Annotated in this window: 7 protein-coding genes; 5 read left to right on the forward strand and 2 right to left on the reverse strand. The window is 56.2% G+C overall.

Translation table 11 applies throughout. The features are described 5' to 3' along the window. Positions 1–321: 321 nt before the first annotated feature. Positions 322–984, reverse strand: a complete 663-nt coding sequence (locus tag VFE46_10865; GenBank protein ID HZZ28492.1) for a transposase — start codon at positions 982–984, stop codon at positions 322–324. 164 nt (positions 985–1,148) lie between these two features. Continuing rightward, on the reverse strand, positions 1,149–1,646 hold the full coding sequence (locus tag VFE46_10870) for a TrmH family RNA methyltransferase (protein HZZ28493.1): 498 nt from the start codon (positions 1,644–1,646) through the stop codon (positions 1,149–1,151). 150 nt (positions 1,647–1,796) lie between these two features. On the opposite strand from VFE46_10870, the gene VFE46_10875 reads away from it, so the two are divergent. The 5 genes from VFE46_10875 (at position 1,797) to VFE46_10895 (ending at position 7,830) form a co-directional block, all read left to right on the forward strand. Beyond that, on the forward strand, positions 1,797–2,378 hold the full coding sequence (locus VFE46_10875; GenBank protein HZZ28494.1) for a TlpA disulfide reductase family protein: 582 nt from the start codon (positions 1,797–1,799) through the stop codon (positions 2,376–2,378). A 239-nt stretch (positions 2,379–2,617) separates the two neighbouring features. After that, positions 2,618–4,585 (forward strand): peptide ABC transporter substrate-binding protein, encoded by a 1,968-nt coding sequence (locus tag VFE46_10880; protein ID HZZ28495.1) that lies wholly within the window; start codon positions 2,618–2,620, stop codon positions 4,583–4,585. Then, positions 4,582–5,499 carry an ABC transporter permease gene (locus VFE46_10885; protein HZZ28496.1) on the forward strand — a complete coding sequence of 306 codons (918 nt, stop codon included), beginning with the start codon at positions 4,582–4,584 and terminating at the stop codon, positions 5,497–5,499. The genes VFE46_10880 and VFE46_10885 overlap by 4 nt, the downstream gene beginning before the upstream one ends. A 175-nt stretch (positions 5,500–5,674) precedes the next feature. Beyond that, the gene (locus tag VFE46_10890) at positions 5,675–6,817 is read left to right on the forward strand and encodes an ABC transporter permease (protein HZZ28497.1); all 1,143 of its coding nucleotides are present in this window, start codon (positions 5,675–5,677) and stop codon (positions 6,815–6,817) included. Positions 6,818–6,861: 44 nt separating this feature from the next. Next, positions 6,862–7,830, forward strand: coding sequence for an ABC transporter ATP-binding protein (locus tag VFE46_10895; GenBank protein ID HZZ28498.1), 969 nt, complete (start codon positions 6,862–6,864; stop codon positions 7,828–7,830). Positions 7,831–8,094: the final 264 nt, after the last annotated feature.

The raw sequence follows: 8,094 nt of genomic DNA on the forward strand, positions 1-8,094 counted from the left end.
TAAGAGGCTGTTTCAAAACTGGACTTCCTTCAAGGGTGGCTGGGGTCGAGTGCCGCCGAGCCCCCAGTGAATAGGCTGCTGGGGGCTCCCTTCGGTCGACCCCAGCCACCCGATTCCTAGTTTTGAAACAGCCTGTAAAGAAAGCCGCGATCTTTCGCATGCCTGCATTATAGCCGTAGGCGAGTCTCTCCGAGACTCGCGGTCGCGTTTCGGAGAAACGCGGCTACGTGAAGCGCCACGTAGCCGAGTCTCTCCGAGACTCGGTGGCAGTCTCGGAGAGACTGCTCTACGTGAACCGAGAGACTGCTCTACGTGAAGCGCTTACGCGGATCGCAAATCCTTCGAGAACCAACGATAAGCTCCCTCGGGCAAATGGGCTTTCGGGGGATTGGCGGCGATGTAGCGACGGTAGTGCTCAAACTGTTCCGGATTGCGCACCAGATGGTCGAATTGCTCGACCTGCCAGAACGCGCCGGTTTGTCCCAATTTTTGATTGATTTGCCGACCACTAAACCGCTTCCACGATGTGCATTGTTCCCACAACGCTTCTTCCGTGGCCAGGGCAACCAATAGGTGAACGTGGTTGGGCATCACGACGAAGTCGGTCAGCAAATATCGATCGCCGTCAAAATGGAGCAGGCTGTCCGCCACAATTTGCGATAGCTCGGGCTGCTTGAGCACACAACGCCCGGCGCCGGCATCCAGTTGCCGATCCCAAGTTTCGAACATGGCCCATTGCACTTGGGCGCGCTCGTGGACCGGCAATTTCGCCAGTTGCGCTTTATAATTCTCAGCCGTATCCAGCCCAAACGATTCCAATAGTTTGGCTTTTTCCTGGGCAATTCGGGCCAGAACGGGTGCGGGCAGCGAATCGGCCGTTCGCCAGGTGATGAACACCAGCGTGCCCGCTTGCGCCCAGTGCGGCAGGTTTCCATAGGCAACTGCCACATCTTGCCGCGGATCAAAAAACTGAAAATCACGCATGGACGAGGATGATACCACAGCCGCTACACGTAGCCGAGTCTCTCCCACGTAGCCGAGTCTCTCCGAGACTCGGTTTTGGTGGATGTTCAAAGCTTTCGGAGGGCTCCTAGCAGTCTCGGAGAGACTGCTCTACGTGAGCGGAGAAACGCGGCTACGTGACGCGCCTAACCGCGCGGGAATTGGCGGCAGTATTCGTACACCGCCATCGCCACGGCCGTGTGGACGTTGTAAGCGTAGGGCAATCCGTACACGGGAATTTCCACTGCCCGATCGACGGCGGCCAATTCTTCCTCGCTCAACCCGGCACGTTCATTCCCCACGACCAAAGCCGTGCGGCGCTGGAATTGAAAATCGGTCAGGCTTTCCGCGCCCGTGGTTTGCTCCAGGCCGACCAATTGAAAGCCGTCGCTTTTCAGTTGCTTCAGCACCGGCGGCAACGTGCGGCGGATTTCCAATTGCACGGTGTCGGCCCCATCGCGGGCGATTTTTTCGATCAGCTTGGCGTGGCCACAGCCAATTACTCGCGGCAGGCCAGCACAACCGGCCAGGCGAATGATGTGCGACAAATTCACGTTGCTGCGCAGCGGAGCACAGGCGATGATCAATTCTCGCGGGCGATCCAGCGGCGACGGCGGCTTGTGGCGCTCTTGGGTGAAGGACATGGGGCGGAGTGGGAAATTCGGAATGGGGAATGAGCGGGTGATGGGGATGAAAAACTGAGCCGCGCGCGTTAACAAGCGGAGATTCAAACTTCTAGCTTTCGGCTTCCGACCTCCTCATTCCCCATTCCACATTCGACATTTCCCATTACGATGCTGTACACTGCGGACATGAAATTGTGCGCTGGATTATATCTGATCGCGGCGGCGGTGGCGCTGCTGGCCAGCGGTATCTCGGGTTGCGGAAACCGCGCTGCGAATCATGCAGCCCGTGGTATGAGACAGTTAATCAGTCTGCAAATTCTCGATTACGACGGCATTCAAAAACTGATCGCCAGCCATCGCGGCCAGGTAGTCGTAATGGATTGCTGGAGTACCGCTTGTCCGCCATGTGTCGAGGAATTTCCCAAATTGGTCGCACTGAGCCAGAAGTACAATCCGGACCAACTGGCGTGCATTTCGCTAAGTTTTGATTTCGAAGGAATAGGCAAGCCGGAAGATGTAGAGCGTGGCGTTAGGGAATTTCTTAGCAGCCATCACGCCAGCTTCGAAAACGTGCTGGGTGCCGAACCGTCTGACACGCTGCTGAAAAAAATGAATTTGCCGTCGATTCCCGCCGTGTTCGTTTACGACCGAGACGGGACAGAGCATCGGTTCGAAGGGACAAAGGCGTACGATGAAGCGGGCCTGCTGGTGAAAAAACTGATCAGCGATCAACTGACGAGCGGTCAGTAAGTGCCCGACCGGCACAGTCGGGCTGTTAACGCCGAATTGCACTTAGGGTGGCTGTGGTCGAACGAAGTGAGCCCACAGTGCTTCAATTTTCCGGGGGCTCGGCGGCCTCGACCCCGGCCACCCTCCGGGCATGACCCGTGGACCAACAACCCCTAAACAGCGTAGAAATAAAGCGACTGGCCGGTCGCTCGGTGGGCCACTTCTCAAAAAAGCCACTGTCTAAAACGAAAGCAACGCTGATGAAGTTTCGCGGACGAAGCTGGTTTGCGGTGTCGCTAATTTTGCTGCTGGCAGCGGCTACGGCCTGGGCGCTGGCGGGCAAATCGGAACCGCCGGCAGATTTCACATTCGTCAACAATACGGAAATTCGTTCCATCGACCCGTCATTAGCGCTGGGGCAGCCCGAAGGGCGAGTGATTGTCGGCCTATTCGAGGGACTGACAAACTTGGACCCTAAAGATTTGCATCCGATTCCTGGCGTGGCTAGGAGTTGGGATGTTTCGCCCGACCTCATGACGTACACCTTCCATTTCCGCGACAACGCCAAATGGACCGATGGCTCGCCGGTGGTGGCGGGCGATTTTGCCTGGCAGTGGCGGCACATGCTCGATCCGCTGCATGCCACCGAGTACACCTATCAGCATTGGTATTTGGAAAATGGGGAGCGGTACACCAACAAGCAGTTTGGACCCGGCGACAAAGTGGAAATCGAGCTGCACGAGCGGCCGAAAGATGCCCTGCCGTTTGCGCGCGGAATTGTGTTGCACGGCAAGCTGGTTGAAATCATCCAGCCGCCGGAGCCCGAGGGGGCGAAAGCTTCCCGCGACGATCAATCGACGCAGGGAGCAGCAAAGAAAGAGTCGGAAAAAAAGCCGGAGCCGGTGTATGTTATCGAGATTGACGGCAAGCAGCGCGCATTCCAAAACGTGACGGAGCGCGATCGGGCAAAATGGTCGCCGCCGAGTTGGGTAAAGTCGGCTGCTAAAATCCCTGAAGCGGAACCCAGTAAAGAAGTGCTGCTCGATTTTAGCGAAGTGGGTGTCAAGGCGCTGGACGACCGGACGCTGCAAGTGCATCTCAAAGCGCCGGCCCCGTACTATTTGCAATTGGTCGGCTTTTATCCTTTGTTTCCCACTAATCCGCGCTGCGTGGAAACGTACGGCTACCCAGGCTGGACCAAGCCGGAACACGCCGTGACCAATGGGCCCTTCAAGCTGGAAAGCCGGGTCGTGCGTTCTCGGCTGCGAATGGTGAAAAATCCGTTGTACTGGAATGCGGCAAATGTGAAGTGCAACATCATCGATTCGCTGCCCATTGAATCTTCGGCCACGGCCTTCAATATGTATTTGAGTGGCCAGGTCGATTGGATTCCGCTGGTTCCCACGACCGCCGTGCCGGACATTCTGGCCCAAAAGCGGACCGATTTTTTGCACACGCCGGAATACACTTGCGATTTTTACCGCATCAACTGCACGCGGCCGCCGCTGGATAACAAACTGGTCCGCCAAGCGCTGGCCATGGCCGTCAATAAAAAGCAAATTACCGAAGGCGTGATTCGCGGCGGCGAAGTGGTGGCCCGCACGTTGGTGCCCCCCGGCTTGCCTGGATACGAATCGTTCGAATGCCCGGAATACAATCCGGAGAAAGCGCGTCGACTATTAGCCGAGGCGGGTTACCCCGGCGGCAAGGGCTTTCGCAAAATCGAAATTTTGTACAACACCGATGAGCTGAATCAAAACATTGTGGAAGTGATGCAGGCCCAGTGGAAGGAAAACCTGGGAATTGACGTGGGCTTGCAAAACATGGAGTGGAATTCCTGGCTGTCGGCCTCCGCCAACTTGCAATATGATGTTTGCCGCGGCGGTTGGATTGGCGATTATTTAGACCCCAACACGTTCCTCGACATGTTCGTGACCGACGGCGGCAACAACCAAACCGGCTGGTCGAACAAAAAATACGACGAGCTGATTACGTCGGCCAAGACGGAGCATGACCCAGCCCAGCGGATGAAATATTTGCACGAGGCAGAAGTGATTCTGATGGACGATCTGCCGATCATCCCGATTTATTATCGCGTGTCGCGGAACATGGTTCGCCCCTACGTGCACGGCTTTTATCCGAATTTGCTCGATCTGCATCCGCTCGATCCAATTTGGATTGACCCGAATGAAAAGAAGAAGTTCTTGGAGCAGGGAGGCCGCGGGTGATTTGGTTTTTGCTCCGCCGCCTGCTGTGGATGGCCGGCACCCTGTGGTTGGTGTTTACGGTCACGTTTTTTTTGATGCACTCTGTGCCCGGCGGCCCGTTCAGCAGCGAGCGGCAACCGCCCATTGGCATCAAGGAAGCGATTGAAGCCCGCTACAATCTCGATCTGCCGGTATGGAAGCAATATCTCATCGAATTGGAAAAATACTTGCACGGTGATTTTGGGTTGAGCTTTAAGATGGGCGATTTTTCCGTGAAGGAAGTGATTGCCGCCGGATTTCCGGTTTCCGCGACCTTGGGCGTGTTGGCGCTGGGGTTTGCTTTAGCGCTGGGATTAACTGCCGGCATTATTTCCGCCGTGCGGCGCGGCGGAGTACTCGATTTTTCGCTGATGTCGCTGGCCACCATCGGTATTGCCGTCCCGAATTTTGTGATTGCTGGGCTGCTGATCATTTTGCTCGTTTTCATTTGGCCCGTGTTTCCGGCCGGAGGCTGGGGCTCGCCTCTGCACTTGGTGTTGCCGGCCGTGTGCTTGGGAGCCACCTTCGCCGCGGAAATTGCTCGGCTGGTGCGCACCGGCATGCTGGATGTGCTGCATCAGGATTACATTCGCACCGCCTATGCCAAAGGTCTGATGACGCGCGCCGTGGTGCTGCGGCACGCCATGAAAGGCGCCATGCTGCCGGTCGTTTCGTTCCTGGGGCCAGCCGTGGCGGGCATTCTGACCGGCTCGGTTGTTATCGAATATGTATTTGCCATTCCGGGCTTGGGCTACCACTTTGTGCAATCGGCCACGCAGCGCGATTACACCGTGGCCATGGGCCTGGTGATGCTGTACACCGTGCTGCTGTACGTGATGAACACGATTGTAGACATCGCTTACACCGCGCTTGATCCGCGCGTGAAATTAAATTGAACTGTTGTCTATTAATGAACCACGGAGACACAGAGACACGGAGAGGGGAATGATGAGTTGTAAGATTTTGGATAAGAACATCGCACATGCTGAATTCCTGCATATCGAATCCTGCTTTCTGTCTCTGTGCCTCCGTGTCTCCGTGGTAAATTAGAGACGTAAATAGGTTAGCAAGATGACACAATCCGCCGAACTTGAACGCTACGCCGCGCTGCTGAAGGAAGCGGAGCAAATTCACGGCGTTTCGCTGGCGCGGGATGCCTGGCGGCGGTTGCGGCGGAATCCGGTGGCGGTGGTATCGCTGGTGTTTCTGATTGTCATTTCGCTGTTGGCGTTTCTTACGCCCATATTGCCGCTGCAATCGCCGTATGCCGTCGATACCAGCATTAGCTTTTCATCGCCGATGGCCAGGCCACTGTTCGTCGAAACAATTAAAGTCGACAAATCCGGCAGCGCCGAAGCTGCCGCCGCCGCGGATTGGATCAACAAGCAATTCGGCGACATCAATGGCTTCAACCGGGCGTTGGTGAAATTGCGGGTGCAGCTATTCGGCAAATGGTCGCTCAACAGCCTCTTGGGTCGGGATGAACTCGGCCGCGATCTTCTGGCCCGCTTGTTTTGGGGCGCACGTGTTTCGCTGATCGTGGGCTTAGTTGCCACGTTGGTATCTTTGGTGATTGGCGTTTCGTACGGCGCGATCGCCGGATATTTTGGCGGCAGCATCGATAACATCATGATGCGGCTGGTCGACGTGCTGTATTCCATCCCGTTTATTTTTTTGGTGATTTTTTTGGTGACGATTCTCGGTGAAGATTCGACGAAGGTAGCTTGGCTTGGCGGCATGACGGTCAAGGATTGGTTAGAAGTACATGGCATCGATCGTATTACGATTTTTTTTGTTGTCGTGGGGGCCATTTACTGGCTGACGATGGCCCGGGTAGTGCGTGGGCAGGTAATTTCACTGAAGCACGAGCAATTTGTGGAAGCGGCCCGCACCATCGGCGCCGGGCGGTGGCGCATCATTTTCCGTCACTTGGTTCCCAACGTGTTTAGCATTGTAATTGTGTACCTGACGCTTACGATTCCGCAGGTGATGTTGTTCGAAGCGTTTTTGTCGTTTTTGGGCTTGGGAGTGCAAGCGCCGGCGGTTTCCTGGGGGCTGTTGGCGAACCAGGGCTTCCGTGTGATTTCCCCGCTGAAAATTTATTGGTGGCTGTTTGTGTTTCCCAGCTTGGCCCTGGGACTGACGTTGTTTTCGTTGAACTTTTTGGGCGATGGCTTGCGCGACGCGCTGGATCCACGATTGAAAAATAAATGACGGCGCGCGCTCCGCTGGCCCGTCGCGGCTAAAAGGTCGTCAAAATGTCCCTTCTGGAAATCGAAAATCTCGGCGTCGAGTTTCGCACCGACGAAGGCATCGTGCGCGCCGTCGACGGTATTTCTCTGGCGATTGAGCCCGGCGAAACCTTGGGCATTGTCGGCGAAAGCGGCTCAGGAAAAAGCGTTTCCAGTTTGGCCATTTTGGGCCTCGTGCCGCAGCCGCCGGGAAAAATTACCAGCGGCCAGGCCATCTTCGAAGGGCAAAATTTGCTGGCCATGCCGCAGCGGAAATTGGCGAGTATCCGCGGCAATCGCATCGCCATGATCTTTCAAGACCCAATGACTTCTCTCAATCCATTTCTCACCATTGCGCAGCAGTTAACCGAAGTCACGCAATTGCACTTGCGGCACACGCACGAACAAGCGCTGAAGCATGCCATTTCTATGTTGGAGCGGGTGGGCATTCCCGCGCCGGCCCGGCGAATTCACGATTACCCGCATCAATTTTCCGGCGGTATGCGGCAGCGCGTGATGATTGCCATGGCCCTGGCCTGTAAGCCCGCCCTGCTAATTGCCGACGAGCCAACCACGGCCCTGGACGTAACCATTCAGGCCCAAATTTTGGAATTGATGAAAGAATTGCAGCGAGCCGAAGGGACCGCCATCATTCTCATCACGCACGATCTGGGCGTGGTGGCCAACATTTGCCGCCGTGTGAACGTGATGTATGCCGGCCGCTTTGTCGAAGAAGCCCCGGTGGACGATTTATTCGCCCGGCCCCGGCATCCGTACACGCTGGGCCTGCTGCAATCGATTCCCCGGCTCGATGCTACCCAGGAAGCGCTCACGCCCATCCGTGGCCAACCGCCTGATTTAATTCACTTGCCCACGGGCTGCGCCTTCCATCCGCGCTGCCCGAACATCATCGACCGCTGCCCGAAAGAAGTGCCGCCGTTATTTCCCGGCGAGCGGGACGTCCGCTATGCGTGCTTTAATCCAGCGCGGCAATAAGGCAATTCTCACCACGGAGGCACAGAGACACAGAGAAGGCAGCTAATCAGGTAGCCAAGAAAGCAAGAAAGAAGTTAGTTCAGGAACATTAACTTAGCTGCCGTAATTTCTTGCCGACTTCTTGCCCTGCTGAATTCCTAACAGGCTGTTTCAAAACTAGGAATCGGGTGGCTGGGGTCGACCGAAGGGAGCCCCCAGCAGCCTATTCACTGGGGGCTCGGCGGCACTCGACCCCAGCCACCCTTGAAGGAAGTCCAGTTTTGA

This window comes from Pirellulales bacterium (assembly GCA_035656635.1).
In the GTDB taxonomy this organism is placed as follows: domain Bacteria; phylum Planctomycetota; class Planctomycetia; order Pirellulales; family JADZDJ01; genus DATJYL01.

Bases quoted from the DNA above. Each gene is read 5' to 3' on its own strand.
- VFE46_10865 (HZZ28492.1), bottom strand. From the start codon at position 984: ATGCGTGATTTTCAGTTTTTTGATCCGCGGCAAGATGTGGCAGTTGCC.
- VFE46_10870 (HZZ28493.1), bottom strand. From the start codon at position 1,646: ATGTCCTTCACCCAAGAGCGCCACAAGCCGCCGTCGCCGCTGGATCGC.
- VFE46_10875 (HZZ28494.1), top strand. From the start codon at position 1,797: ATGCTGTACACTGCGGACATGAAATTGTGCGCTGGATTATATCTGATC.
- VFE46_10880 (HZZ28495.1), top strand. From the start codon at position 2,618: ATGAAGTTTCGCGGACGAAGCTGGTTTGCGGTGTCGCTAATTTTGCTG.
- VFE46_10890 (HZZ28497.1), top strand. From the start codon at position 5,675: ATGACACAATCCGCCGAACTTGAACGCTACGCCGCGCTGCTGAAGGAA.
- VFE46_10895 (HZZ28498.1), top strand. From the start codon at position 6,862: ATGTCCCTTCTGGAAATCGAAAATCTCGGCGTCGAGTTTCGCACCGAC.